The organism is Arthrobacter antioxidans, assembly GCF_023100725.1.
In the GTDB taxonomy this organism is placed as follows: Bacteria; Actinomycetota; Actinomycetes; order Actinomycetales; family Micrococcaceae; genus Arthrobacter_D; species Arthrobacter_D antioxidans.
Genome location: NZ_CP095501.1, coordinates 543198 through 569179, shown reverse-complemented (window position 1 = coordinate 569179; position 25982 = coordinate 543198). Strand labels below are relative to the sequence as shown.

Genomic DNA, 25982 nt, shown 5'->3' with positions numbered 1-25982 from the left:
CCGGGTCCCGACGACGATCGAGGTGGTCAGGCCACCTTGGTGAGCGGTGCGTAGCGCAGCAGCAGCCGCTTCTCGCCGACGTCGAACCGGACCTTGGCCACGGTCTTGTCGCCCGCACCCTCGACGGACAGCACCGTGCCGTTGCCGAAACTCGTGTGGTTGACGTGGTCGCCGACCGTGACGGACACGACTTCCTTCTGGGGCTGCACGCGCCCCACGCTCTTGGACGGCGCGGGGGCTCCGCCGGAGAACCCGCCGCCGCTCGCACCCCAGTAGGACCCGCTGAACCGCGGACCGCCGGCACTGCCGCCGCCGGAGGTCCAGGCCGGCTTCGCCGCGCCCTCGCGCTTCCAGTGGATGAGCTCCTCCGGGATCTCGCTGACGAACTGGCTCGCCGGGTTGTACTGGCTCTGCCCCCACATGCTGCGCACCTCGGAGCGCGTGATGTAGAGGCGCTGCCGGGCACGGGTCAGGCCCACGTAGGCGAGGCGCCGCTCCTCGGCCAGTTCCTTCGGATCGGTGGCGGAGCGCTGGTGCGGGAAGATGCCCTGTTCCATGCCGGTGAGGAACACCACGGGGAATTCGAGGCCCTTGGCGGTGTGCAGCGTCATGAGGGTGACGACGCCCTGGCGCCGGGCCTCCTCGACGGCGCGCTGCACATCGGCGGCCGAGCCCTCGGGGGCGTCGGGGATCTGGTCGGCGTCGGCCACGAGGGCCACCTGCTCGAGGAAATCGCCCAGCGTGCCCTCGGGGTTGTCCCTCTCGAACTCGCGGACGACGGCGACGAGCTCGGCCAGGTTCTCCACGCGGGACTCGTCCTGAGGGTCGTTGCTGGTGCGCAGCTGTTCCAGGTAGCCGGTCTGTTCCAGGACGGCCTCCAGGGCGGCAGAGGCGCCCGAGCCGCTCGCGACCTCCGCGAGGTCGTCGATGAGCTTCACGAATCCGGTCACGGCGTTGACGGAGCGCGTCGCCATGCCCGGCGCGTGGTCGGCCCGCCGCAGGGCCTCCATGAAGCTGATGCGCTCGCGTTCGCCCAGGGACGCGACGGCGTACTCGGCGCGGTCGCCGATGCCCCGCTTGGGTTCGTTGAGGATGCGGCGCAGGTTGACGACGTCGTCCTGGTTCACGAGCACGCGCAGGTACGCCAGGGCGTCCTTGATCTCCTTGCGCTCGTAGAAGCGGGTCCCGCCCACCACCTTGTAGGGCAGGCCGACGCGCAGCAGGATCTCCTCGACGGAGCGTGACTGGGCGTTGGTGCGGTAGAAGATCGCGACGTCGCCGGGCCGGATGCCGTCCTCGTCCTGGAGGCGGTCGATCTCCTCGGCGATGAAGCGGGCCTCCTCGTGCTCGTTCTCGCCCACGTAGCCGACGATCTTCTCGCCGCTGCCCTCGGCCGTCCACAGCCGCTTCTCCGGGCGGTCGGGGTTCCGGGAGATGACGGCGTTCGCGGCGGTGAGGATGTTCTGGGTGGAGCGGTAGTTCTGCTCGAGCAGGATGGTGCGGGCGCTCGGGTAGTCGTTCTCGAACTCGACGATGTTCCGCACGTCGGCGCCGCGGAACGCGTAGATGGACTGGTCGGAATCGCCGACGACGGTCAGCTCCGCCGGGTCGTCGGTGGATTCGCCCGGCACACCGACGATCTCCCGGACCAGGGCGTACTGCGCGTGGTTGGTGTCCTGGTACTCGTCGACGAGGACGTGGCGGAAGCGCCGCCGGTAGTAGTCGGCCACGCCGGGGAAGGCCCGGAACATGTAGACGGTCTGGGCGATCAGGTCGTCGAAGTCCATGGCGTTGGCCTGGCGCATGCGCTGGGCGTAGCCCGAGTAGACCTCGGCGACGGCCTGCTCGAAGGGATCGGACAGGCCGGCGGTCGAGGCGAACGTCTCCTCGTCGATGAGCTCGTTCTTGAGGGCGCTGATCTTGTGCTGGATGGCCTTGGGTGCGAACTTCTTGGGGTCGAGGTCCAGCCCCTTGGCCACGAGCGTGATGAGCCGCAGCGTGTCGGCGGAGTCGTAGATGGAGAAGTTCGAGTTGAGGCCCACGGAGGCGGCCTCGCGGCGGAGGATGCGCACGCAGGAGGAGTGGAACGTGGAGATCCACATCCGCTTCGCGACGTCGCCGATCAGGCCCTCGATGCGTTCCCGCATCTCGGCGGCGGCCTTGTTGGTGAAGGTGATGGCGAGGACCTGCCCCGGGTGCGAGCGGCCGGTGGCCAGCAGGTAGGCGATCCGGTGGCTGAGCACGCGGGTCTTGCCCGAACCGGCGCCGGCGACGATCAGCAGCGGTGATCCCCCGTGCTTCACGGCCTCCTCCTGCTGGGGGTTCAGTCCCAGCAGGAGTTCCCGGGCACGCTCCTCGTCCACGCCGGCGCGGGAGGGGACGTGCTCCGTAGCCGGGTCGGCCGCTTCGGGCGCCGCCGCCATCGCCGCCTCCCGGGCACGCTTCTTCTCGGCGGGTGTGGGCGGGGAGACGTAGGGATCGAAGAGCATGTCCATGGTGCCTCAAGTCTAGGCCGTGCCCCCGACACCCATGGGGTACCGTCCCGGGCACGGGACTGCCCCCGCCGGAGGACCGGCGGGGGCAGGGTCGCAGGGGTGAGGTATTACTTCTCGGCCTGCAGTTCGTCCGTCTCGATCCCGAGGATCGCCAGCTTGCCGCTCTTGCGATCCGCGAGGTACGCACGCATCTCCCGCTTGATGACGGGGAGCAGGAAGTACACGCCGAGGAGGTTGACGAAACCGCAGACGAACAGCGCCGCGTCGGCGAAGCCGATGACCTGGCTGAAGGTCAGCACGGTCCCGGCGACGGTGAAGAACAGGAAGATGACCTTGTAGATGATCTCCGTGGTCTTGCCACGCCCGAACAGGTACTGCCATGACTTGAGCCCGTAGTAGGACCACGTGATGAGCGTGGAGTAGGCGAAGAGCGACACCGCGATGGCGAGGACCACGGGGAACCAGGGGAACACGGTGGCGAAGGCGTCCGACGTGAGGATGACGCCGTCCGGCGTTCCTTCGCCAGCCTGCACCTGATCGATTCCGGCCTGGAGGCTCGGTGCGCCCGCGATGATGATCGCCAGCGCCGTCATCGTGCAGATGAGCACCGTGTCGACGAGCGGTTCGAAGAGTGCGACGAAGCCCTCGCTGACCGGGCGGCGGGTCTTCACTGCCGAGTGCGCGATCGCGGCGGAGCCGAGCCCTGCCTCGTTGGAGAACGCTGCACGGGTGAACCCGACGATCATGACGCCGAGGATACCGCCGGCGATTCCCTGGGGATTGAACGCGCCTGCGAAGATCGACGCGATTGCGGCCGGGATCTGAGTGAAGTTCACCAGGATGACGAGGAGGCAGGACACCACGTAGACGATCCCCATAGCCGGCACGAGCCGGCTGGTGGTGGCTCCGATGGACTTGATGCCGCCGAGGATCACCACGGCGACGAGGCCTGCGAGCACGAGGCCGAAGATGAGCGCGGCTCCGGGGCTGCCGAGGAGTCCGTCGGCGCCGCCCGTGACGTTCTGGACCTGGGCGAAGGTCTGGTTCGCCTGGAACATGTTGCCGCCGGCCACGCCGAAGATCAGGATGGCCACCGCGAAGATGCCGGTCAGGATCTTCGCCGGGATACTTCCGAACCTCTTGAACGCGATGGGCAGGTACTTGAACGGACCACCGCTGATCGACCCGTCCTCATGCACCTCGCGGTACTTGACGCCGAGCGTGCACTCGGCGAATTTCGTCGCCATGCCCAGGAGTCCGGCAAGAACCATCCAGAAGGTCGCACCGGGGCCACCGAGTGCCATGGCCGCGCCGACACCGGCAATGTTTCCCAGTCCGACCGTCCCCGACAACGCCGACGTCAGCGCCTGGAAGTGCGGCACCTCCCCGGGGTCGTCCTTCGACGAGTATCGGCCGCGGACCACTTCGTACCCGATCTTCAGCCCGCGGAACTGGATGAAGCCGAAGTACACCGTGAAGATCACGCCCGCCGCGATGAGCCACAGCACGACGAACGGGAAGCTCACATCACCGATGGTGATGGGGAAGAACACGATCGTCGAGAAAACCTCGGTGACGGGTTCGAACACCGCGTTGATGGCGGCGTCGATGCTCGCGAGCCAGCCCACCTCCTCGGTCACAGTGGTCATGGGTAGCGCTGTTGTGAAGGACATCCTTATAGGAAAGCGTTCTTCGCGCGTGAGCGCAATCACAGGCTCGGTCCGGCGGGAAAAAGTCACGGGTTGGCAACGCGCTGCACGTGGTGTTCCGGGGATGATCTGCGGACGCGGATCGTCGCCCATACTTCTGTCATGGCACGAACCAGGGCTCAGATCGCACGCAAGCATTCCACCGGCGCCTCTGCCGCGCCGGAGGCGCCCCCGGTGGACCGGCAACGCTCCAACGGCAGCCTGGTCCTCATCGCGGCCGCCGTCGCGTCCCTCTTCCTCTTCTGGTACTTCCACCTGCTCACGCTCGGGCAGATGACGCAGCTCTCGGGGGGTCTCGCGATGCCCGACATGATGATCGGCGGCTACGACGCGGGCTATGTGGATCGGCTTCGCGACGCGATGGACGACGACGCCCGCGGCCAGCTGAGCTACCTCCATCGGACGGCCGGCACCCTGTTCCCGCTGATCTTCGCGTTCACCTGGCTCCTGCTGGTCCAGCTCAACGCCGGACGCCGCTGGCTGCGCTGGCTGCTGTGGTCCCCCGTGATCCTGTTCGTCGTCGTCGACCTCTGGGAGAACATCGCGATCGACGCGGTGCTCGCCGACGCGGCGCCCGGTGCCGGGGCCGTGGTGCTGGCCTCGACGCTGACGGTGCTGCGCTGGGTGCTGCTCGCGCTGAGCCTCGCGGCCGGTGCCGCCTCCGTGTTCCTGCCGCGGACACTCCGCGCGGCGGGCGGCAGGGGCGCAGGACCCGGGCCGAAGAGCAGGTAAGCTGGGACCGCCGGATCGGGCGTACCAGCCGATCCGCGCCTCTGTAGCTCAGTAGGATAGAGCGTCCCTCTCCTAAAGGGAAGGTCGTCGGTTCGATTCCGGCCAGGGGCACCACAGCGGGGCACGGGCGCGGTGGACGGGACGCCGTGCCCGTCCACCGCGCCGCTCCGAGCGGGGAAGAAGGAGGTCATGGCGTGGCTGAGGCCCCGACGATCACCGTGACGGCCCTGTGCCTGCTCGACGACGACGGCCGCCTCCTGCTCGTCCGGAAGCGCGGGACCACCGTGTTCATGCAGCCCGGCGGCAAGCCGGAACCGGGCGAGACGCCGTCGGAGACCGGCGCACGCGAGCTGTCCGAGGAACTGGGCCTGAGTGTCCTGCCCGGCGACCTCCGCCTGCTCGGGACCTGGGAAGGGCCGGCCGCGAACGAGGCGGCCCTGCTGGTGGCCACCGTCTTCCTCTGCCCCCTCACTGCCGAGCCGCTCCCGGCGGCGGAGATCGAGGAGCTCGCCTGGCTCGACCTCGGGGACGCGGCAGGACGCCCGGACCTGGCTCCCCTGCTGACCGACTACGTCGTCCCCCGGCTGCTCGGGGATCGTGGGCCGCTGACGGGCCGGCGCGTGTCCTGACCGGACGCCCTGCCCGCACCTGCAGCCCCTGCGAGAGGAGCGTCACCGGAGCGCCACCCCGGACACCCCGAGCTCCTGCAGGATGTCCCCGACGAGCTGCTCGGGAGTGCGGCTCGCGTCGAGGACGAGGAAGGTCGGGAAGACGCTCAGCTGCCGGTAGGCCGCGTCGAGACCGGCCAGATGCTCGAGGGTCTCGATGTCCACGGCCCGGCGGGTGATCCGGGCGTGCGCGAGATCCGCGGGGACGTCGAAGTAGACCACCAGGCCCGGGGTGGGCAGGACCGCCAGGAGGAAGGGCAGCAGCCTGCCCACCGGCAGTCCGCGGAGGTGCCGGAGCGCGAGCTGGCAGTAGAGGTAGCGGTCCATGACCACGACGCCCGCGCGGGGGCCGGCCCGGGCGTGGGAGACCAGGACATTGACGCAGCGGATCGATGTCTCCACGGCATCCAGCAGGGCCACCGGCGGATGGACACCCCGGCGGTCGCACCAGCCGGTGATGCTGCGGCGGCCCGACCTGTTCATGGTGAAGATCGCAGGCCGGGCGGCTGCCCGCAGCCGCTCCGCGAGCAGCAGGCCCGCGGTGCTCTTGCCCGCCCCGTCGATCCCGGCGAGAACGATGATCATGGGTCAGTCTAGGCGCCCCCCGGGCGGGGGGGCTCCGCCGGCGCCGGGGCGATCACCCCGAATGGCTGAGGTCCGTCCGTCGCGGTCGCGCGGGCCCCTCAGACGCCACTCAGGGCTTCGGGCTCCTCATCCACGGCCACGTTCTTCTGCACCGCGAACTGCGTCCGGTGCAGCTCCTCGTACCGTCCGCCGACCGCCAGCAGCTCGTCGTGCGTCCCGCGCTCCACGATCGAGCCGTCCTCGACCACGAGGATCAGATCGGCGCTGCGAATCGTCGAGAGCCGGTGCGCGATGACCATGGCGGTCCGTCCCTCGAGTGCCTCGCTCAGGGCTGCCTGCACGGCGGCCTCCGACGTCGAATCCAGTGCGGCCGTCGCCTCGTCGAGGATCACGACGCGCGGCTGCGCGAGCAGGAGGCGCGCGATGGTCATGCGCTGGCGCTCGCCGCCGGACAGCCGGTACCCGCGCTCGCCCACCATGGTGTCGAGCCGGTCGGGCAGGGACCGGATCAGCGGCTCCAGGCGGGCCCTGCGCACGGCGTCCCACACCTCGTCCTCCGTGGCCTCCGGGCGCGCGAGGCGGAGGTTGGAGAGGATGGTCTCGTGGAACAGGTGGCCGTCCTGGGTCACCATGCCGAGCGTGTGGCGCATCGAGGCGAACGTGACGTCGCGGACGTCGGTGCCCGCGAGGCGCACCGCACCGCTGTCGACGTCGTACAGCCGCGACAGGAGCTGCGCGATCGTCGACTTGCCTGCACCCGAGGTGCCGACGAGCGCCACGGTCTGGCCGGGTTCGATGCGGAAGGACACCCCGTGCAGGACCTCCTCGCCGCCCCGGGTGTCCAGCGTCGAGACCTCCTCGAGGGAGGCGAGGGAGACCTTGTCGGCCGACGGGTAGGCGAAGCGGACGTCGTCGAACTCGACGGACACGGGGCCGGCGGGGACGGCGGCGGCGTCGGGCTTCTCCTTGATCAGCGGTTCGAGGTCCAGCACCTCGAAGACGCGCTCGAAGCTGACGATCGCGCTCATGATCTCGACGCGCGCGTTGGCGAGGCTGGTCAGCGGTGCGTACAGGCGCGTGAGGAGGAGGGCCAGCGTGACGACCTCCCCGGTGTCGAGCTGGCCCGCGAGCGCGAGGGTCCCGCCGAGTCCGTACACCAGGGCGAGCGCCAGCGCGGAGACGAGCATAAGGGCGGTGAAGAACACGAACTGCAGCATCGCGGTGCGCACCCCGATGTCCCGCACGCGTGCGGCGCGGACACGGAACTCCTCGGCCTCCTCGTCCGGCCGGCCGAAGAGCTTGACCAGCGTGGCGCCGGGCGCCGAGAAGCGCTCCGTCATCTGGGTGCTCATGGCCGAGTTGTGGTCCGCTGCTTCGCGGCGGAGCGCGGCGAGGCGGCTGCCCATGCGGCGGGCGGGGACCAGGAAGATGGGCAGCATGAGGACGGCGAGCACGGTCACGAGCCAGGAGGTGCTCAGCATGACGGCGAGGGTGAGGACCAGCGCCACGAGGTTCGTGACCACACCGGAGAGCGTGCCGCTGAACGCCTGCTGCGCGCCGATGACGTCGTTGTTGAGGCGGCTGACCAGGGCACCGGTCCGCGTCCTGGTGAAGAAGGCGATGGGCATCTTCTGCACGTGGTTGAACACGGCGGTGCGGAGGTCCAGGATGACCCCCTCGCCGATGCGCGACGAGTACCAGCGGGTGAGCAGGGACACCCCGGCGTCCACGACGGCGACCAGCGCGATGATGGACGCGAGCCATACGATCGTCCGCACCTCACCGCCGGCGACGATGACGTCGACCACCTGCCCGGCCAGGACCGGGGTCGCGACGGCCAGGAACGCCCCGGCCACGGACAGCAGGATGAAGAGCACCAGCTTCCGGCGATAGGGCACGGCGAAGGTCAGGATCCGGCGCACCGACTCCCGGGAAAAGCCGTGCTTGTTGTCCTTCGCCGTCGAGATCTTGTACAGCGAGCTCCACGCCGCGCCTTCCATGCTCATGGCTGTTCCTTCCGTGGATGCCGGTTCCGGCTCGAGTTCGCAGGTGTTCCGGACCCCGCCGTCATGCTCCGGAACAATAAGTGGTCGTCCCGGTGTTCACCCCAGTAGTGTTCCGACTCCGGCCGCGAGCGGGCGAAGCGGATGCACCTAGGGTTCAAGCGGTTCAGGAGCCCTTCTATTTCCGGCGCCCGCCGTGCCTGTCCCCCACACCCCAAGGAAGCATCCCATGAATCACCGCCTGTCCATCCTCGGTACCGCTGCAGCCCTCACGCTGGCCCTCGCCGGCTGCTCGTCGTCGGGCCCGGCCGGTGACGGCGGTTCCTCCGGATCGGGCCAGGCCACCTCCCTCCAGGAGATCCAGGAGTCCGGCGTGCTGACCGTGGGCACCGAGGGCACCTACAGGCCCTTCAGCTACCACGAGGACGGCAGCGGGGAGCTCACCGGCTACGACGTCGAGGTCATCACCGCCGTCGCCGAGAAGATGGGCGTCGAGGCCGAATTCGAGGAGACGCAGTGGGACGCGATCTTCGCGGGCCTCGAGGCGGGCCGGTTCGACGTCATCGCGAACCAGGTCTCCATCACGGACGAGCGCAAGGAGACCTACGACTTCTCCGCGCCGTACACGGTCAGCTCCGGGGTGATCGTCACGAGCGCCGACAACAACGAGATCTCCTCCTTCGAGGACCTTGAGGGCAAGACGACGGCACAGTCGCTGACGAGCAACTGGAACGAACTCGCCACCGAGAGCGGCGCGAACGTGGAGCCCGTCGAGGGCTGGGCGCAGTCCGTGACCCTCCTCGAGCAGGGCCGCGTCGATGCGACGATCAACGACGAACTGACCTACCTCGACTACCAGAACACCACCGGGAACGACGGCATCAAGATCGCGGCCACCACCGAGGAGTCCTCCCAGAGCGCCGTCGCCGTCCGCAAGGGCAGCACCGACCTGGTGGAGGCCATCGACACGGCGCTCGACGAGCTGCGGGCGGACGGGACGCTCGCGGAGATCTCCGGGAAGTACTTCGGCTCCGACGTCAGCCAGTGACGCCGGCACCACGGTCTCCGGCGGCGGGCCGCACCCGCCCGGAGCGCTGACCGATGGACTGGGAGCTGCTGCGCACCTCCTTCTGGCCCATGCTCTCCGGCGGCCTGACGGGGACCATCCCGCTCTCGCTCGCGTCCTTCGCGATAGGGCTCGCCCTCGCCCTGGTCATCGCGCTCATGCGTATCAGCGGCCAGCCCGTCCTGTCCGGGATCGCCCGCTTCTATGTGTCGGTCATCCGGGGCACCCCCCTGCTGGTGCAGCTGTTCGTGATCTTCTACGGGATGCCCTCGATCGGCCTGACCCTCGACCCGTGGCCGAGCGCGATCATCGCGTTCTCCCTCAACGTCGCGGGCTACGCCGCGGAGATCCTGCGCGCCGCGATCCTCTCCGTGCCCAAGGGCCAGTGGGAGGCGGGCCACACCATCGGGATGTCCCGCACGCTGACCCTGCGCCGGGTCATCCTGCCGCAGGCTGCACGCGTCTCCGTGCCGCCGCTGTCCAACACGTTCATCAGCCTCGTCAAGGACACCTCGCTGGCGTCGCTGATCCTCGTGACGGAACTGTTCCGCGAGGCGGAGCAGATCGCCGCGTTCTCCCAGCAGTTCATGCTGGTCTACCTCGAGGCCGCCGCGATCTACTGGGTGTTCTGCCTCGTCCTGTCCAGTGGCCAGACCGTCCTCGAGAAACGATTGGATCGTTATGTCGCCCGCTGATCCCCTGCGTCCGCCCGGCCTGAAGGGCCCCCTGCTGCAGGTCACGGACCTGCAGAAGTCCTTCGGGACCAACCGGGTGCTCTCCTCGATCGACCTGCAGATCTCCAGCGGGCAGGTCGTGGCCCTCGTGGGTCCCTCCGGGTCCGGCAAGACCACCGTGCTGCGCTGCCTCAACGGGCTGGAGACGCCCGACGCCGGGACGGTCGCCTTCCGCGGCGGTCCGTCGGTGGACTTCGGCACGAAGGTCCCGAAGAAGGAGGCCCTGTCGCTGCGCGACCGCAGCGCCATGGTCTTCCAGAACTACAACCTGTTCCCGCACATGACGGTGCTGGAGAACATCATCGAGGGCCCCGTGCAGGTGCAGAAGCGGCCGCGGAAGGAGGCGGTCGCGGACGCGGAGCGGCTGCTCGCGCGCGTGGGGCTCGCGGAGAAACGGGACGACCACCCGTTCAACCTGTCCGGTGGGCAGCAGCAGCGCGTCGGGATCGTCCGGGCCCTGGCACTGCAGCCGGACCTGCTCCTGTTCGACGAGCCGACGTCGGCCCTGGACCCGGAACTGGTCGGCGAGGTACTCACCGTCATCAAGGAGCTCGCGGAGGAGAAGTGGACCATGGTGATCGTGACCCATGAACTGGCGTTCGCGCGCGAGGTCGCGGACGAGGTCGTCTTCATGGACGGCGGGGTCGTCGTGGAGCACGGCCACCCCGACCAGGTGCTGCGCCATCCCCGCGAGGAACGCACGCGCCGCTTCGTGCAGCGGCTGCTCAACCCCTTCTAGGAGGGAGCCGGGCAGACTGCTGCCCGGCAGGCCGCTCAGGCAGCCCGGCCGCTCAGGCAGGCAGCCCGGTCAGGCCAATCAGCCAGGCCGGTCAGGCCGCGATGCGGTCCGGGTGCGAGTAGCAGTTCAGCGTGGTGCCGCGGCTGAAGCCCACGAGCGTCAGCCCGGCGTCGTCCGCGAGGTCCGCCGCCAGCGACGACGGCGCACTCACGGCCGCGAGCACCGGGATGCCCGCGAGCTGCGCCTTCTGCACGAGTTCGAAGGACGCCCGTCCGGAGACCTGCAGGATCATCCCGCGCAACGGCAGCATGCCCTCGCGCAGCGCCCACCCCACCACCTTGTCGACGGCGTTGTGGCGCCCCACGTCCTCCCGGAGGCACAGGAGCTCCCCCTCCGCGGAGAAGAGACCGGCGGCGTGCACGCCACCGGTGCGGTCGAACAGCTTCTGGCTCTCGCGCAGTCGGTCCGGCAGGGAGGCCAGGATCCCGAGGTCCACGGGTGACTCGTCGGTGTGCAGGTCGAACCGCGACGACTTCCGGACCGCGTCGATCGACGCGGTCCCGCAGATGCCGCACGAGCTCGAGGTGTAGACGTGGCGCTCCATGGCGGTGTCCGGCAGTTCGACGCCGGGCCGGAGCTGCGCCTCGACGACGTTGAAGGTCTGCTGCCCGTTGTCGTCCACGCCCGCGCAGTACCGCAGGCTGGGCAGTTGGCCGGGCTCCCAGACCACGCCCTCCGAGACGAGGAAGCCCGCCACGAGGTCGAAGTCGTCGCCCGGAGTACGCATGGTCACGGTGAAGGCCCTCCCGTCGAGGCGGATCTCCAGGGGCTCCTCCCCCGCGAGCACGTCCTCGCGACGACCCGTCTGCGCTCCTACCCGGAACTTGGTGATGCGGCGGCGCTGCGTGACCCGGTTCATTCGGTACTCCTTACCTCGGTCCTCTCTCGAGGTTAGTTGACCCCGGGCACTACCCGGCACGTCGGTTTCGCCACAGAAAGCGCGGACACCGTTCCGCTACGCCCGTGGGCCTCCGGGCGGCGCCCACGGCAGTGACAGGGCCTGCACCGGATCGCCGGCCCGGCAGCCCTCCGCGGGGACCACCATCACGCCGTCGGCCGCGGCGAGCCCGCGGAGCATCCCGGAGCGCTGGTGTGTGCTCGGCACGGCACGGCCCGACTCCAGCCTGTAGGGCACCAGGCGGCTCCTCCCCGGCAGCGGGTCGAAGGCGTCTGCCGTCACCACCGGTGAAGGCTCCTCCAGGGAGGACCCGCGCAGGCCCGCGAGGAGGGGCCCGGCAACCGTGATCATGGCCATCATCGCGGCCAGCGGATTGCCGGGGAGCCCCACGAGGAAGCGCCCGTCGGGGAGCCGTGCGAGCAGCGTGGGATGCCCGGGCCGCATGGCGATGCCGTCGATGATCATCTCGGCGCCGACCTCCATGAGTGCCCGGCGGATGTGGTCGGCCATGGAACTGCCGGTCCCGCCCGTGGTGATGAGCACGTCGCCGGACGCCCGGGCGAGGGAGAACTCGTCGGTGGGCTCGGCGCTGATGGCCGCCACGACGTCGTCGAGGTCGTCCTTCGCGCGGCCGGCCACGTCCACATGGCCGCCCAGCATCGCGACGAAGCCGGGCAGTTGGGGACCGAAGGTGTCACGCACCTGGCCCGCGTGCGGCAGCCCGTGCTCGATCACCTCGTCGCCGGTCATGAGCAGCGACACGCGTGGCGCCCGCAGGACGGCGAGGGTGTCGTGGCCGCAGACCGCCGCGAGGGCTATCTGGGCCGGGTTGAGGACCACGCCGGCGGGGATCGCCAGGGAACCCTCCTCCGCCTCCTCACCGGCGGGCCTGACGTGCTCGTCGGGCGACGGCTCGTCGGGGCGCGCGGAATCGTTGCGATCCAGCATGCCTCCGCGGACCGCGCCGCGCTCGGTGCGGAGGATGCCGACGGTGTTCTGCGGCACCACACCGCCCGTCAGGATGAAGGTCGCCTCTCCGGGTGCGAGCGAGACCTCCCCGGAATCGCTGTGCGGGGTCGCCCTGCCGCGCGGGTGCTCCGGCTCGGGGCGGCTCACGAGCGTCCAAAGCGGCGCGCCGTTGACCGCCCAGCCGTCCATCGCGGACGACGCGTAGTGGGGGATGGCCTGCAGCGCGTGCACCGGCTCCGCAAGGGTCTGCCCGAGGGCGTCGGCAAGGGGGACGGTCTGGAACGGCAGGGGTCGCCCGGCGCCGTAGGCCAGGGCACGGGCCGTCGCCCAGTCGGCATTGGTCGCTGCGCCGGCCTCGATCATGCGGTACCGCCTTCCGTCGCGGCCTCCGCGCACAGGGCATCGGCGACGCCCAGTGCCGAGCGCATGGCCACGTCCTCGTCGGCCTGCCCGCTGCCGACGGCGAGACCGGCGGCGTAGCCCGCCACGAACGTCGTCAGGGGCGCGGCGGGGCGCACCACGCCGTGGGCCGCCTTGCCGGCCAGGTCGAGGACGGCGTCGATGTCCACGTCCGTCCCGTCGATCTCGAAGGCGGCGAGCAGCCGTCCGGTCCATTCGTGCAGCAGCTTCTGGCGATCGTCCATGAGCCCTCCGGGAGGTGCTAGGGGACGTCGACTCCCAGGACCCTCGCATCAGCCCAGGTGTCGACGTCGTGCGTTGTGCCCGGCGCAACCGGGACAGGTCTGGTCCTCACACTAGCAAGGAGGCTGCGCATCGACAGGTTGTCGGCGGTCCCGGCGGCGAGGACAGCGTCCACGGCGGCCGCCAGATCATCGCTCCGGTAGAGCGCCGCGAGCGGCTGGGAGCGGCCCCCGTCCACGGCCACGAGCGATGCGCCGTCGTCGCCGGCCGCCTCGGCGAGCAGCACGTCGACGAGCTCGGCGACGCGCGGCATGTCGCAGGCGACGACGGCGCACCAGGGCGCACGGACACCCGTCCCGGCCCGTAGTCCGGCCACGAGCGCCGCCGCCGGTCCGGCGAAGGCCGGCTCCTCCCGTACGAAGGACGGCGCGCCCGGCAGCCCGCGCCACCCGTCGGCCTCGGGCCCCACGACCACCATCTGCCGGGCCTCGGCGAGCGCGGCGCACGTCCGCTCGAGCAGGGTCACGCCCTCCACGACCAGCCCGGCCTTCGGGACGCCGCCGAGCCGGGAGGACCGCCCGCCGGCGAGGATCACGGCGTCGAACGGCGGGCGGGGGGCCTCTCCTGTCCTCACGCGGCGGTCTCCGCGAGGAACTCGCTCCACTGCGGCGCGGGCCTCTCCAGTTCGCGGATCTGCCACTGGGGGCCGCGGGGCGGGCGGGGTACCACCCGCAGGGACCAGCCGAGGCTGGCGAGCGTCTTGTTCCCCTTGGCGTTGTTGCATCGCAGGCAGCAGGCCACGAGGTTCTCCCACGTGTCGCCGCCGCCCCGCGACCTGGGCATCACGTGGTCGATGGTGGACGCCGCCTTCCCGCAGTAGGCGCACTGGTGGTTGTCCCGGCGCAGCACCCCTCGCCTCGTCGCCGTGAAGTCCTGGCGGTAGGGCACTTTCACGTATCTGTTGAGCAGGATCACCGAGGGCCTTCCGAAGACTTCTGCAGGACCGACCACGGGGTCGTCGTCCTCCGCCACGACGCTCGCCTTCCCCGTGAGCACAAGGACCAGCGCCCGGCGGAAGGTGACGACCGCCAGCGGTTCATATCCTGCATTCAGAACGAGAGTGCGCATTCGACGTGCCCCATTGCTGACCTGTCCCCCGCGACCGGGTGCCATCCCGGGATCGGGAGAAGTGCTTCGGATGGACACTGCAAGGGTAAGCCGCACCCGCCCGTCCGCGGAACGCCGGACCGACGACGTGCGGGCTGCTGCTCCTGCCGGCTCCTACCGCGGGACCAACGACAGGAGGACCGGCACGTATGCCGGTCCTCCTGTCCGCGCATCCGTGCGGGTCAGCCGCCCACGCGGATGTACACGCCGCCGGAGCCGAGTTCGGCCGGGGCCACGACAGTGCTGTTGCCGTTGAATCCGCCGTGGATGGCCTGGCCGCCGCCGATGTACACCGCGATGTGGGCCATGCCCATGCCCCCGTCGGCGTAGTAGACCAGGTCGCCGGGGATGGCCTCGCCGGCACTCACCGTGCGGCCGAGGGACAGGTAGCCGGCCGGCCAGCCGTGGAAGTTGATCCCGGCGGCGGCGAGGGAGTTGCTCGCCAGGCGCGTGCAGTCCTGCGTGACGCCGAGCTGGCCCTTCGCGGCGGCGGCGATCGTCGCCGCCTTACCCGAGGAGGGTGCTGGTGCTGGTATGCGCCTCGAGGCCGGGACGATCGTTGCCGCGCGTGTCTCCGCGACGGGCGCCGGGGCGGCCGGGGCGGCCGGTGCCTCGACCGGGGCCGCCACCGCGGGAGCGGCGACGGCGGCAGTGGCAGGTGCTTCCGCGACGGGCGCCTCGACCACGGGGGCCTCCACGACGGGAGCCTCGACGACAGGAGCCTCGACGACGGGCGCTTCCACGACAGGAGCCTCGACGACGGGGGCTTCCACGACGGGAGCCTTCTCGACGACGACCGGCTTGGCCTTCACCTTGACCGGGGTCATGTTGAAGGCCACCACGGTCTTGTCCGAGGCGACGACGGCCGCGCGGGCGGAGGGCAGGGTGAGCTTCGACGCTGCGACGTCGCGCTGGGGCTGGAGGTCGGCGGCGTTGGCAGCGACCCCGCCGGTCAGGACGAGCCCGGATGCGGCGGCGAAGACGGCGGCCTGGCGGCCCATGCCGCCGGCGTTGGTGGACACGGTCCGTGCGAGGACGGAGAAGGCGGCGGCGTTGCGGGCGTCGTCGCGGTGGCGGGCGGCAGGGCGTGAGGACATGAGTGATGACATGAGGGTGTTCTCCAGGTGTGGGGTTCTAGCGGACGCGGACGAAGCCGGCGCCGGGGAGGTCTGAGAGGTTGTGCAGGCCGGTGTTCATGCCGTTGAGGCCACCGCTGACGACCTGGCCGTTGCCGACGTAGATCGCGACATGGCCGCCGGTGATGACGAGGTCACCGGGGGCGGGTGATCCGACGACGGCGCCGAACTGGAAGAACTGACCGGGAGCGAGGTCGCCCACGGACTTACCGACCGAGCGCAGGGCCTTCTCGACCATGGCGGTGCAGTCCTGGGCGACGCCGATCTGTGAGTACGCCGACCCGACCAGGCCGGCGGCGACGCCGGAGGACGGGGCGGGAGCGGGAGCCGGGGCGGGAGCGGGCGCCGGGGCCGCGGGAGCCGCGGCAGCGGCGACGACCGCGGGCGCGGTGGCTGGTGCTGCCATGACCGGAGCGGGGGCTGTGGCGGCGGGGGCTGCGTCCACGGGCGCGGTGGCCGGTGCTGCCACGACCGGAGCGGCCTCGACCGCGGCGACCGGGGCCGGGGCTGCTGCCGGTGGGATCTCCGCGGGAGCTTCCTCGACGACCGGCGCCTCCACCACGGGGGATGCTTCGACGGCCTTCGGGGCGGTCTTCACCTCGACGGCGACGCGGTCGAAGGACACCGTCGCGGTGGACGGCACGGTGACCTCGGCCGTCACGACCCGCTCGATGGCCAGGGCTGCGGAGGACTGCACCTCGCGCTCTGCGCCGACGGACCCCTGGGCCGGCAGGCCGGCGGTGAGGACCAGGCCTGACGCTGCGACGATGACGGCGGCCTGGCGGCCGACGGATCCGGCATTGGATGCGACGGCGGCGGACAGGGCGGTCAGCGGACTGATGTTTCCGGGCGCGCGGTGGCGGCCCGGCGAAGAGCTGGTGGACACGTTGGATTGCCTCTCCCAACGCCTGCGAGGTGAGCTGTCGGATTCGGATGGGAGTCACCCGGCCGCTGCGTGAACAGCGACTTAACCCCAAGGATTTCTTCTCAGAAACCCAGAATTGGTTCCCCCGCCTCTGCCATGCGATGGTGCGGACGGACCTCCGGCAATGGCAGAGCTAGGCGATTTGCAGGAGGGTGCTGGATCTAGAGCGAGTCCGGCACAAATCGAACGCTACAACACAACGCGAGATATGTCACATTCTGATCACGGAACGGTGTGTTTCTGGTGACGAAAGCCTGGGAGGCGGTCAGTCCTCGAGGGAGACGAAGACATGCGAGGCGACCTCGGGCGGCAGTTCGAGGGCCCCCTCGACGCCGGGGACGCGCACCGAGACGTAACCCCCGACCGATTCGAGGGTGAGCCGTGCGCCGGGGCGTAGCCCGCCTTCGTCGAGCTGCGTGAGGAGCTCGGGGTCCACCTGGATGGGCTCGGCGAGGCGCGCGAGCGTGACCTTGCTGCCGGGGGTGTAGGTGGCCATCGCGGACAGCAGCGTGACCACGCCGTCGGTGAACAGCGCCGATTCCACGCCGCCGATCGCCGCCAGCCCGGGGATCGGGTTGCCGTAGGGGGAGTCCGAGGGCTTGCCGAGGAGCTCGTACAGCCGGCGCTCCACGCGCTCGCTCATGACGTGCTCCCAGCGGCACGCCTCGTCGTGCACGTACGCCCAGTCGAGTCCGATCACGTCGCTCAGCAGGCGCTCCGCGAGACGGTGCTTCCTCATCACGCCGGTGGCGCGGCGGCGGCCGGTCTCGGTGAGCTCCAGGTGCCTGTCTCCCGAGACGACCACGAGGCCGTCGCGTTCCATCCGTCCGATGGTCTGGGACACGGTGGGGCCGGAATGGCGCAGCCGCTCGGCGATGCGCGCACGGAGCGCGACGATGTTCTCTTCCTCGAGCTCAAGGATGGTCCGCAGGTACATCTCGGTGGTGTCGATGAGGTCCGTCATGCGGTTCAGCTCCTTGGTGCGGTGCGGGTGCGCGGCTGGACTGCCTCACGCCGGTGAGGGGTGCGGCCATCGGCCCGGCTCCGCCCCACGCCTCCCAAGGTTAACGCATGGCATCAAGCGCCCGGCAATCCCACCCCCGGGCGGCCGGGGCGACTTCCCCGGGGGTTGTTAACAAATGGAGGGCCACCGACCGCTGGGGCAGAATGAAGTCTGAACCCCTGCCGTCCCAGAGCTGGAGCCCCCATGAGCGAGTCGCCCCGCATTCCCGCACACCTCCTCCCCTCGGACGGCCGCTTCGGTGCGGGCCCGTCGAAGGTCAGGAGCGGCCAGATCGACGCCCTCGTCGCGGCCGGCACGTCCCTCCTCGGGACCTCCCACCGCCAGGCCCCGGTCCGCGACCTCGTGGGGCGCATCCGCGATGGGCTCGGCACCTTCTTCGCCGCCCCCGACGGGTACGAGGTGGTCCTCGGCGTCGGCGGTTCGACGGCCTTCTGGGACGTCGCCACCTTCGGCCTCGTCGACCGGAAGGCCCAGCACCTCTCCTTCGGCGAGTTCGGTTCCAAGTTCGCGTCCGCCACCGACAAGGCGCCGTTCCTCGACGCCTCCAGCATCCTCACGAGCGAGCCGGGCACCCGCCCGGACGCGACGGCGGAGGAGGGCGTCGACGTCTACGCCTGGCCGCAGAACGAGACCTCCACCGGGGTGGCGGCACCCGTCCGGCGCGTCGAGGGCGCCGACGACGGCGCGCTCGTCGTCGTCGATGCCACCTCGGCAGCAGGCGGGCTCGACGTCGACGTCGCCCAGGCGGACGTCTACTACTTCGCGCCGCAGAAGAACTTCGCCTCCGACGGCGGCCTGTGGCTCGGCCTCTTCTCCCCCGCCGCACTGGAGCGCGCTGCGCGCATCGCCGCCGGTGACCGGTGGGTCCCGGACTTCCTCAACCTGCAGACCGCCATCGACAACTCGCGCCTCGACCAGACCTACAACACGCCGTCATTGGCGACCCTCGTCACGCTGGAGGCGCAGGTGCGGTGGCTCAACGCGCAGGGCGGCCTGCCCTTCGCGGCGGCCCGGACGGCGGACTCGGCGGGACGGCTGTACCGCTGGGCGGAGGCCTCCCCCGTGGCGAGCCCCTACGTGGCACGCCCCGAGGACCGCTCGAACGTGATCGTGACGGTGGACTTCGACGACGCCGTGGACGCCGCCCGCATCGCCGCGATCCTGCGCGCCAACGGCGTCGTCGACGTCGAGCCGTACCGGAAGCTGGGGCGCAACCAGCTCCGCGTCGCCACCTTCGTGGCGATCGAGCCCGACGACGTCTCGGCCCTCATCGGCTGCATCGACCACGTGGTCGAGAACCTCCTGTAGGTCGGTTCGTCCGGGGACCCGGCCCGCTCCGACCTCCGCGGCGGGTCCCCGTCCGCGCGGACCGCCCCAGAAGGCCCTGTCCGCGGACCGGCCTACGGTGTGGGATCGGACGCGCCGGCCTCGTGGTCGATGCGCAGGCGTCGGGGCGCCGAACGGTCGTAGCGCAGCCGCACGGCGTGGTAGCGCCATGCCCAGAAGATCCCCGCACCGGCGGCGACCAGTCCCGACGCCGCCGCGACCCCGAGGCTCCACCGCGGGCCGAACATGTCCGAGACCCACCCCACCACCGGCGCTCCGAGGGGCGTCCCCCCGAGGAAGATGGCGAAGTACAGGGCCATGACGCGTCCGCGCATGGCCGGTTCCGTGGTGGTCTGCACGTAGGCGTTGGCGCTGGTCATCAGCGTGAGCGCGAACAGGCCCACGGGCACGAGCGCCAGCCCGAAGAGCCACAGGGTGGGTGCCAGGGCGGCCAGCGCGCACGCGATCCCGAAGGCCGCCGAGGCGCCGAAGATGAACCGCAGGCGCGGCCTGTCGCGCCGGGCGGAGAGCAGTGCGCCCGCGACGGAGCCCACGGCCATCACCGAGGACAGCACCCCGAAGACCCCGGCGCCCTGGCCGAACTCGGTGCGCGCCATCGCGGCGATGAACACGGCGAAATTCAGTCCGAAGGTTCCGACGATGAAGATCGCGAGCATCACCATCATGAGGTCCGGCCGGCCCCGCACGTAGCGGAAGCCCGCCCTGATGCGCCCCTTGCCCGGCGCCGGACGCGGTTGCGCGTTCAGTTCGGAACTGCGCATTGCGAGCATCACGTAGACCATCGCACCGAACGTCAGGGCGTTGATCATGAACACCCATCCCGGCCCCACGCCCGCGGTCAGCAGCCCGGCGATGGCGGGGCCCACGAGGCGGGCCCCGTTGAAGGAGGCGCTGTTGAGCGCCACGGCGTTGGGGAGGTACTCGTCGCGTACGAGGTCCGAGACGAACGCCTGCCGGGCCGGGGCGTCGAAGGCCGAGACGACGCCGAGCGCCAGGGCGAAGGCGTAGACATGCCAGAGGGCGGCGACGTCCAGGAGGACCATCAGTCCGAGGCCGACGCCCAGCAGCGCCATCGCCACCTGCGTGGTCACGAGGAGCTTCCGCCGGTCGACGGTGTCCGCGATGAGGCCCGCCCACGGCGCGATCACGAGTTGGGGCCCCAGTTGCAGGGCCATGACGATCCCCAGCGCCGACGCGTTCTGCTCGGTCAGGATGTCGTAGACCAGCCAGTCCTGCGCGGTCCGCTGCATCCACGTGCCGATGTTGGAGATCAGCGCCCCGATGAACCAGAGCCTGTAGTTGTGGATGCCGAGGGACCGGAAGGTGCTCATGCCCCTCCCCGTCCGCTCCGGCACCCCGCGTGGATCACTCGGCGTCGGGCTGTTCCGCGGCGGAGGTCTCCGGATCGTCCTCGCCGGCCACCGGGGTCACGGGTGCGTCGGCGGTACCAGCCGCGTCGGCGGTGACGGGTGCGTCGGCGGTATCAGCCGCGTCGGCGGTGACGGGTGCGTCGGCGGTACCAGCCGCGTCGGCGGTGACGGGTGCATCGGCGGCATCAGCCGCCTCGGTCGCCCCGGCGTCTCCGGCGGCATCCGACGGCGACGCCTCGTCCTGCGGCGAGTCCTCGGGACGCACGCGCTCCGACCACGGCAGCCACTCGGGCGCCAGCAGGGAGGCCGAGGAGGGCAGCAGCCCCACTTCGCAGACCGTCACGTCCTTGCTCCGCGCCACGCGGGCCACGCTCGCGTACCACTGCCATCCGCCGTAGCCGGGCACGAAGGCCTCGAACCGGTGGGTGACCAGGCGCTCTCCGTCGATCGTGGCCGACACGTGCCGGCCCACCTGGGACTCGGGGGCGATCTCCAGTACGCCCTGTCGTGCACGCTCCACGGCGGCTTCGAGCACGGAGTCGGTCTTCGGGATGCGGCGGGCCACCCGGGGCTTGCGCGTGGCCTCGACGACGGCGGGCGCGCCGGGCTCGGCGACCACGGGCGTCGCGTCGATGTAGGTCGAGGAAGCACCGTCGACGGCGTCCAGGTTGCTCGGGATCATGATGGAAGTTTACGCGTCGAGGTCGTCGGCGACCGCCCGCAGCACCGCTGCGACCTTCGCCGCGTGCGCCTTCTCCGGGTAGCGCCCCTTGCGGAGGTTGTTGGAGACGCCGTCGAGGAGCTTGATGAGATCCTCCGTGATGACGGCCATGTCATCGGCGCTCTTCCGGCTGGCCTTGGCCACGGAGGGAGGCTGCTCGAGGATGCGCGCGGAGAGCGCCTGGGGGCCGCGACGCCCGTCGGCGACCCCGAACTCCAGCTTCGCGCCCACCGTGACCTCGGTCACGCCCGCTGGCAGGGCCGAGGCGTGCAGGAACACTTCCTTGCCGTCGTCCGTGGCCAGGAAACCGAATCCCTTGTCCGCGTCGAACCACTTCACTTTGCCGATGGGCACGTCGTCTACCTCTTCTTGGCTGTACCGGGCGGTGTCACCGGCGGCCCTGGCCCGGTCCACGCAGGCCGCCTGGCACCCAGGCGCGCTGCTGCCGCCGGGGAAGTCTGTGCCTCCTAGGGTATAGCGTCGCGAGCGGCTCCTCGCGCGGTTCTTGTAGTCTGGGACGGCTATGATCCCTGACGAATCGGCCACGAACCCCACCTCCCGCAACGCCGGCGATACAGCGGTGCCGGACGGCGCACCCGGGGGCCCGTCACGCGGCCGCTTCCTGGTCATGGTCCTCGCGGTCGCCTTCGCCGGTGTCGGGCTCGTATCCCTGGCGGCCATCCTCGCAACGGCCTTCCTGCAGGGGATCGTATGGCCCGGCTTCGTCCTGGCCAGCTACTTCTGCCTGCCGATCGCCTTCCTCCTGATGGTCTCGCTGCTCATCGGGTCCGTCCTCTCCCGCCGGAACTCCTGAGCCCACCCCGGCGGGCACCGCACGCCGCACGGCGGGTGCCGCCGCGCACGCACAGCGGCCCACGGACCCGTGTCGGCGGCGCCGGGTAATCTTGAGGTGATGTCCGCAATCCGAGCACTGGCCGATCAGCTGGCCCTCCGGAGCGATGACGACGTACGCCGCCTCCTCACCGTCCGGCCCGACCTCATCCTTCCGCCGGTGCCGGACTTCGCCGCGCTCGCGGCCCGCGCGTCCTCGCGCACGAGCCTGCAGCGGGCCCTGGACAATGTCACGCGCCCCCAGCTCCAGGTCCTCGAGGCCCTCGTGGTCCTCACCGAGGACGACGGCGCCGCGGTACCGCCCGCCCCCCTCGCCGCCGCCCTGTCGCAGGGGAACACCGACGCGGTCGAGGAGATCCTCGCCGACCTCGCCCGGCGTGCCCTCGTCGTCGGGTCCGCGGCGGAGGGCTTCCTGCCCGTCGGAGCGATGGCCGACGCCGTGGCACCCTACCCGGCGGGCCTCGGCCGTTCCTTCAAGACCCTCGCCCGCTCCATCCCGCGTTTCGGTCCGGCGCTCGTCCGCGCCGCCGCGGTCCTCGCCCCGGACCCCGGGAACGAAGCGCTGACGTCGGCCGCCGCGGCACGGGTGCTGGACCGGGTGACTGCGGATCCGGACGCCTGGGACCGGCTCATGGCCGACGCCCCCGAGGGCGCGCCGACCCTGCTCGCACGCCTCCGCGACACCCCGGTCGGTTCGACGGCGACCGGAGGCGACGGCGGCGCCTCGCCCGCCGTGCAGTGGCTTCTGGACCGCTGCCTGCTGGCACCGCTGGACGCCCTGCACGTCGAGCTCCCCCGCGGCGTCGGACGGGCGGTCCGTGGCCACGCCGTGTTCGCCTCCCTCGATCTGGAGCCCCCGGTCGCCGCTGCGCGGACCACGCGCGCCACGCTGCGCGACAACGCGGCGTTCGGCGCGATCGCGGAGACCCTGCGGCAGGTGGGGTCCCTGCTCGCCGTCGTCGCCGGTTCCCCCGTCTCCACCCTCCGCTCCGGCGGGGTGGGTGTGCGCGAGCTGCGGCGCGTCCGCGAAGCGGTGCAGTGCAGCGACGGCGACGCCGCATGGCTGCTCGAGCTCGCGGCCGCCGTCGGGCTCCTCGTGCTCGATCCGGACGACTCCCGCTGGAAGGCCCCCCGGCCGGACGCCTGGGAGTCGCTGGACCGGGACGCCCAGTGGCAGCTGCTCGTCGAGGGGTGGCTCGCCGTCGACCGGGCCCCGGCGCTCGTCGGATCGAAGCTGCCGGACGGCACATCCGTCAACGCCCTCGCCGCGGAGGCGTCCCGGCCCGACGCACCGATGGTGCGCCAGCGGCTCCTCTCCGTCGCCCTCGACCTGTCGGATGCCCCCACGGACGCGGACGGAGCGGACGGCGTCGGAGCACGCGGGAACGTCCCCGTCCTGACCGACCAGGCCGTCGTCGGCCTCGCCACCTGGCACCAGCCGCGCCTTTACCGGCGCTTCTCCCGACTGATCCCCGGCATGATGGCCGAGGCCGCCGCGCTCGGGCTGACCGGCGGCGGAGCACTGGCCGAGTCCGGTCGGCTCGTCGCGCAGGGACGCTTCGAGGAGGCCACCCTTGGTGTACGGGACGCCCTGCCTGCCCCTGTCTCCCACGTGGTGCTGCAGGCCGATCTCACCGCCGTCGCGCCCGGGTACCTGCAGCCCGAGGTCGCACGCGGCCTCCTGCGCATGTCCACGCCCGAGGGCCAGGGGCCTGCCACGACCTACCGCTTCTCCGCCGACTCCATCCGGACGGCCCTCGACGCCGGGGAGGACGCGCCCTCCATCCTCGCCTTCCTCCGCACGCACTCGGCCACGGAGATCCCGCAGGCCCTGACGTATCTCGTCGAGGACACCGCGTCCCGCTACGGCGGCCTCCGTGTCGGCCGGGCCGGCAGCTACCTGCGCACGGACGACGACGCCGTCGCCGCCACGGTTCTGGCGGACCCCCGCGCCGCGGTGCTCGGCATCGTGCAGATCGCACCGACCGTCCTGGTGTCCCCCGCCTCCGCCCAGGAGCTGGCGGGCCTGCTCCGCGACCTCGGTTTCGCCCCCGCGTCGGACGCCGTGACCGCCGTCGCGCCCGCGCCCGCCGGGACGGCCGATCCGGCCGCACCCGGCGGTGTGGCGCCGGACAAGCTCAGGTCGCGGCTCAACCCGTGGTCGGTCGTCGAGGAGGAGATCACGGCGCAGCTGGCCGCCCTCCGCGCTCCCCGCCCGGGCCCCGCCGATCCGGCGGGGGCCGCCGACAGCGAGACGCTCCTGGGGCTGGAGACGCTGCGCGCGGCCATCCGGTCGCGCAGCAGGATCCGCCTCGGCACCGCGGACAGCGAGGGGAATCACGTGCGCCAGGTCCTTGTTCCACTCTCGGTGTCGGGAGGCCGCCTGCGGGTGTTCGATCCCGAGAACCAGGTGGAGAAAGTCGTGTCCGTACACCGCGTCATGGACGTGGAGATCCTCGAAGGGAGCGCCGCCGATGGTTGACGGACCGCTGATCGTCCAGAGTGACAAGACCATCCTGCTCGAGGTGGACCACGAGCAGGCCACCGAGGCGCGCCACGCGATCGCCGCGTTCGCCGAACTCGAGCGCGCCCCCGAGCACGTGCACAGCTACCGGCTCACGCCCCTCGGGCTCTGGAACGCGCGCGCCGCCGGCCTCGATGCCGAGCGTGTCCTCGACACCCTCCTGAAATACTCCCGCTTCCCGGTGCCGCACGCCCTCCTGATCGACATCGAGGACACCATGTCCCGGTACGGGCGCCTCCGGCTCGAGAAGGACCCGCAGCACGGCTTGGTGCTGCGCACCACGGACTACCCCGTCCTCGAGGAGGTCCTGCACGCGAAGAAGATCCAGCCCCTCCTCGGGCCCAGGATCGACGGCGAGACCGTCGTGGTGCACTCCTCCCAGCGCGGCCAGCTCAAGCAGCTGCTGCTCAAGCTCGGGTGGCCGGCGGAGGACTTCGCCGGCTACGTGGACGGGACGCCGCACCCGATCGTGCTCGACGAGGACGGCTGGACGCTGCGCCCGTACCAGAAGCTCGCGGTCGAGAACTTCTGGTCGGGCGGCTCGGGCGTCGTCGTCCTGCCGTGCGGCGCGGGGAAGACCCTCGTGGGTGCCGCCGCCATGGCCACGAGCCAGACCACCACGCTGATCCTCGTCACCAACACGGTGTCCGCGCGGCAGTGGAAGGACGAGCTGCTCAAGCGGACGTCCCTGACTGAGGACGAGATCGGGGAGTACTCCGGCGCGGTGAAGCAGGTCCGTCCCGTGACCATCGCGACGTACCAGGTCCTCACGATGAAGCGCGGCGGCCTGTACCCGCACCTCGAGCTGCTCGACGCCAACGACTGGGGCCTGATCGTGTACGACGAGGTGCACCTCCTCCCGGCGCCCATCTTCAAGATGACGGCGGACCTCCAGGCCCGCCGCCGGCTCGGCCTCACCGCGACGCTCGTCCGCGAGGACGGCCGCGAGGGCGAGGTCTTCTCGCTCATCGGACCGAAGCGCTACGACGCCCCCTGGAAGGACATCGAGGCGCAGGGGTACATCGCCCCCGCGGACTGCGTGGAGGTGCGCGTCGACCTGCCGCGGGACGAGCGGGTCGCCTACGCGATGGCCGACGACGGCGACAAGTACCGCCTGTGCGCGACGTCGGACACCAAGTCCGACGTGGTGGAGAAGCTCGTGGCGGCGCACCGGGGTGAGCAGCTGCTCGTCATCGGCCAGTACATCGACCAGCTCGACGACCTCGCGGCGCGCCTCGACGCCCCCGTCATCAAGGGCGAGACCCCCGTGAAGGAGCGGCAGCGGCTCTTCGACGCCTTCCGGGCCGGGGAGATCACCGTGCTCGTGGTGTCGAAGGTCGCCAACTTCTCGATCGATCTCCCGGAGGCGTCCGTCGCGATCCAGGTCTCCGGCTCGTTCGGGTCACGCCAGGAGGAGGCCCAGCGCCTCGGCCGGTTGCTGCGGCCCAAGACGGACGGCCGTGCGGCCCGGTTCTACACCGTCGTAGCGCGGGACACGCTCGACCAGGACTTCGCGGCGAAGCGCCAGCGCTTCCTCGCGGAGCAGGGCTACGCGTACCGCATCCTCGACGCCACCGCCATCGCGGACAACGGGCCCAGGGACTGAGGAGCCCCCT

24 protein-coding genes, 1 tRNA gene and 1 riboswitch are annotated in these 25982 nt (G+C 71.0%); of the genes, 10 read left to right on the top strand and 15 right to left on the bottom strand.

The features are described 5' to 3' along the window. Positions 1-26: 26 nt before the first annotated feature. Together pcrA and MWM45_RS02735 are read right to left on the bottom strand one after the other, a co-directional pair. Positions 27-2495 (bottom strand): DNA helicase PcrA, encoded by a 2469-nt coding sequence (gene pcrA, locus MWM45_RS02740; protein ID WP_247828021.1) that lies wholly within the window; start codon positions 2493-2495, stop codon positions 27-29. 107 nt (positions 2496-2602) lie between these two features. Then, on the bottom strand, positions 2603-4144 hold the full coding sequence (locus MWM45_RS02735; RefSeq protein ID WP_247828020.1) for an alanine/glycine:cation symporter family protein: 1542 nt from the start codon (positions 4142-4144) through the stop codon (positions 2603-2605). 162 nt (positions 4145-4306) lie between these two features. Here MWM45_RS02735 and MWM45_RS02730 point away from each other — a divergent pair, with 162 nt between their 5' ends. From MWM45_RS02730 to MWM45_RS02720, 3 genes are all read left to right on the top strand, one after another. Beyond that, positions 4307-4936, top strand: coding sequence for a hypothetical protein (locus MWM45_RS02730; RefSeq protein WP_247828019.1), 630 nt, complete (start codon positions 4307-4309; stop codon positions 4934-4936). A 37-nt stretch (positions 4937-4973) separates the two neighbouring features. Further along, a tRNA-Arg gene (locus MWM45_RS02725) sits at positions 4974-5050 on the top strand. 80 nt (positions 5051-5130) lie between these two features. Then, positions 5131-5565: an NUDIX hydrolase gene (locus tag MWM45_RS02720; protein ID WP_247828018.1), complete on the top strand. Its 435-nt coding sequence runs from the start codon at positions 5131-5133 to the stop codon at positions 5563-5565. A 42-nt stretch (positions 5566-5607) separates the two neighbouring features. Here MWM45_RS02720 and MWM45_RS02715 read toward each other — a convergent pair whose 3' ends face one another. Beyond that, a complete protein-coding gene (locus MWM45_RS02715) occupies positions 5608-6189 on the bottom strand; it encodes a nucleoside/nucleotide kinase family protein (RefSeq protein WP_247828017.1) in 582 nt (193 codons plus the stop codon). Positions 6190-6287: 98 nt separating this feature from the next. Beyond that, complete coding sequence (locus MWM45_RS02710) at positions 6288-8195, bottom strand: ABC transporter ATP-binding protein (RefSeq protein WP_247828016.1); 1908 nt, start codon at positions 8193-8195, stop codon at positions 6288-6290. Positions 8196-8421: 226 nt separating this feature from the next. Here MWM45_RS02710 and MWM45_RS02705 point away from each other — a divergent pair, with 226 nt between their 5' ends. Genes MWM45_RS02705 through MWM45_RS02695 form a run of 3 tightly spaced genes read left to right on the top strand, consistent with a single transcriptional unit; the run spans position 8422 to position 10731 of the window. After that, positions 8422-9240, top strand: coding sequence for an amino acid ABC transporter substrate-binding protein (locus MWM45_RS02705; RefSeq protein WP_247828015.1), 819 nt, complete (start codon positions 8422-8424; stop codon positions 9238-9240). Between the two features lie 53 nt (positions 9241-9293). Beyond that, entirely contained in the window at positions 9294-9953 is a 660-nt protein-coding gene (locus MWM45_RS02700) for an amino acid ABC transporter permease (protein ID WP_247828014.1), read from the top strand. Beyond that, on the top strand, positions 9940-10731 hold the full coding sequence (locus tag MWM45_RS02695; RefSeq protein ID WP_272496058.1) for an amino acid ABC transporter ATP-binding protein: 792 nt from the start codon (positions 9940-9942) through the stop codon (positions 10729-10731). The genes MWM45_RS02700 and MWM45_RS02695 overlap by 14 nt, the downstream gene beginning before the upstream one ends. Before the next feature lie 91 nt (positions 10732-10822). Here MWM45_RS02695 and fdhD read toward each other — a convergent pair whose 3' ends face one another. From fdhD to MWM45_RS02655, 8 genes are all read right to left on the bottom strand, one after another. Continuing rightward, positions 10823-11650: a formate dehydrogenase accessory sulfurtransferase FdhD gene (gene fdhD, locus MWM45_RS02690; RefSeq protein WP_043444511.1), complete on the bottom strand. Its 828-nt coding sequence runs from the start codon at positions 11648-11650 to the stop codon at positions 10823-10825. Positions 11651-11746: 96 nt separating this feature from the next. Next, entirely contained in the window at positions 11747-13021 is a 1275-nt protein-coding gene (locus MWM45_RS02685) for a molybdopterin molybdotransferase MoeA (protein WP_247828013.1), read from the bottom strand. Next, positions 13018-13302, bottom strand: coding sequence for a DUF6457 domain-containing protein (locus MWM45_RS02680; protein WP_247828012.1), 285 nt, complete (start codon positions 13300-13302; stop codon positions 13018-13020). The genes MWM45_RS02685 and MWM45_RS02680 overlap by 4 nt, the downstream gene beginning before the upstream one ends. Positions 13303-13319: 17 nt before the next feature. Continuing rightward, entirely contained in the window at positions 13320-13934 is a 615-nt protein-coding gene (gene mobA, locus MWM45_RS02675; protein WP_247828011.1) for a molybdenum cofactor guanylyltransferase, read from the bottom strand. Beyond that, positions 13931-14428, bottom strand: coding sequence for an HNH endonuclease (locus tag MWM45_RS02670; RefSeq protein ID WP_247828010.1), 498 nt, complete (start codon positions 14426-14428; stop codon positions 13931-13933). The genes mobA and MWM45_RS02670 overlap by 4 nt, the downstream gene beginning before the upstream one ends. Positions 14429-14649: 221 nt before the next feature. Then, a complete protein-coding gene (locus MWM45_RS02665; protein WP_418909718.1) occupies positions 14650-15576 on the bottom strand; it encodes an NlpC/P60 family protein in 927 nt (308 codons plus the stop codon). 25 nt (positions 15577-15601) lie between these two features. Next, entirely contained in the window at positions 15602-16489 is an 888-nt protein-coding gene (locus MWM45_RS02660; protein WP_247828009.1) for an NlpC/P60 family protein, read from the bottom strand. A 5-nt stretch (positions 16490-16494) separates the two neighbouring features. Continuing rightward, positions 16495-16662: riboswitch (cyclic di-AMP (ydaO/yuaA leader) on the bottom strand. A 131-nt stretch (positions 16663-16793) separates the two neighbouring features. Continuing rightward, the gene (locus MWM45_RS02655; RefSeq protein WP_247828008.1) at positions 16794-17492 is read right to left on the bottom strand and encodes an iron-dependent transcriptional repressor DtxR; all 699 of its coding nucleotides are present in this window, start codon (positions 17490-17492) and stop codon (positions 16794-16796) included. Positions 17493-17735: 243 nt separating this feature from the next. On the opposite strand from MWM45_RS02655, the gene serC reads away from it, so the two are divergent. Continuing rightward, positions 17736-18860 carry a phosphoserine transaminase gene (gene serC / locus MWM45_RS02650; RefSeq protein WP_247828007.1) on the top strand — a complete coding sequence of 375 codons (1125 nt, stop codon included), beginning with the start codon at positions 17736-17738 and terminating at the stop codon, positions 18858-18860. Positions 18861-18952: 92 nt separating this feature from the next. On the opposite strand, the gene MWM45_RS02645 is transcribed toward serC, so the two are convergent. Genes MWM45_RS02645 through MWM45_RS02635 form a run of 3 tightly spaced genes read right to left on the bottom strand, consistent with a single transcriptional unit; the run spans position 18953 to position 21344 of the window. Further along, positions 18953-20230, bottom strand: a complete 1278-nt coding sequence (locus MWM45_RS02645; protein WP_247828006.1) for an MFS transporter — start codon at positions 20228-20230, stop codon at positions 18953-18955. 34 nt (positions 20231-20264) lie between these two features. Beyond that, complete coding sequence (locus MWM45_RS02640) at positions 20265-20951, bottom strand: DUF3027 domain-containing protein (protein WP_247828005.1); 687 nt, start codon at positions 20949-20951, stop codon at positions 20265-20267. A gap of 9 nt (positions 20952-20960) precedes the next feature. Then, positions 20961-21344 (bottom strand): cold-shock protein, encoded by a 384-nt coding sequence (locus tag MWM45_RS02635; RefSeq protein WP_247828004.1) that lies wholly within the window; start codon positions 21342-21344, stop codon positions 20961-20963. Positions 21345-21513: 169 nt separating this feature from the next. On the opposite strand from MWM45_RS02635, the gene MWM45_RS02630 reads away from it, so the two are divergent. From MWM45_RS02630 to MWM45_RS02620, 3 genes are all read left to right on the top strand, one after another. Next, on the top strand, positions 21514-21804 hold the full coding sequence (locus MWM45_RS02630) for a hypothetical protein (protein WP_247828003.1): 291 nt from the start codon (positions 21514-21516) through the stop codon (positions 21802-21804). A 99-nt stretch (positions 21805-21903) separates the two neighbouring features. Then, positions 21904-24324, top strand: a complete 2421-nt coding sequence (locus MWM45_RS02625; RefSeq protein ID WP_247828002.1) for a helicase-associated domain-containing protein — start codon at positions 21904-21906, stop codon at positions 24322-24324. Next, on the top strand, positions 24317-25972 hold the full coding sequence (locus tag MWM45_RS02620; protein ID WP_247828001.1) for a DNA repair helicase XPB: 1656 nt from the start codon (positions 24317-24319) through the stop codon (positions 25970-25972). Before MWM45_RS02625 ends, MWM45_RS02620 begins: the two co-directional genes overlap by 8 nt. Positions 25973-25982: the final 10 nt, after the last annotated feature.